The organism is Aeromicrobium sp. PFPM2_SD2 (genome assembly GCF_057364525.1).
In genome coordinates, this window is the sequence record NZ_JBNFNZ010000772.1 from 1 (window position 1) to 624 (window position 624).

1 protein-coding gene is annotated in these 624 nt (G+C 76.3%); it reads left to right on the forward strand.

The features are described 5' to 3' along the window. The first annotated feature begins 195 nt into the window (after positions 1-195). Entirely contained in the window at positions 196-552 is a 357-nt protein-coding gene (locus AC2W7G_RS18010; protein WP_485869637.1) for a hypothetical protein, read from the forward strand. Positions 553-624: the final 72 nt, after the last annotated feature.

Here is a 624-nt window from a genome sequence, read left to right on the forward strand (position 1 = left end):
ACGCCGACCGCGACCGGTTCGCCGACGTCGTCGCGATGGTGCTCGTGCTCGTCGGCGACACCCCCCGTGAACGCCCGCGAGCCGGGCTCGGTCGACCTGCCCGGCGGGCGCGACGGTGGAGCTGCTGCCGCCCTTTCGCCGGCGGATGACCGGGTTCGTCCCCGGCGCCCGGTGCGCGACTGAGATCATGCGTCCGTGACCCGTCTGCTGCTCGCCGTGCTCGTCGTCGTCCTGACGGTCGCGGCGGCGCTCGCCGCGCGGGTCGACCCCGACCTCGTCGCGCTGCCGGTGCTGGTGTCCCAGATCGTCTCGCCGCGGCCCCGTCGCCGCTGGACGCCCCGCGGGCGCGTCGTCCGCGCTCCCCGCCTCGTGCCCGTGCTGCTCACGTCGGTGGTGGCGACGCTCCTCGTGCTGCGCCCTCGGTTGCTCGACGGCGCCGAGGGGCTGCGCGTCGACGTCTCGGCCGGGCAGTCCGGCACGCTCACCGGGATCCTTCCGGCCGTCGCCGTCGGCGTCCTGGCCACCTTTCGTCGCCCAGCTGGTGCGTCGTGACGAGCGGCGCCAGCTGGTCACGGCCGTCGCCTACGCCGTCGGGCTGTGCGTCGTCGCCGCCACCACCGCCGG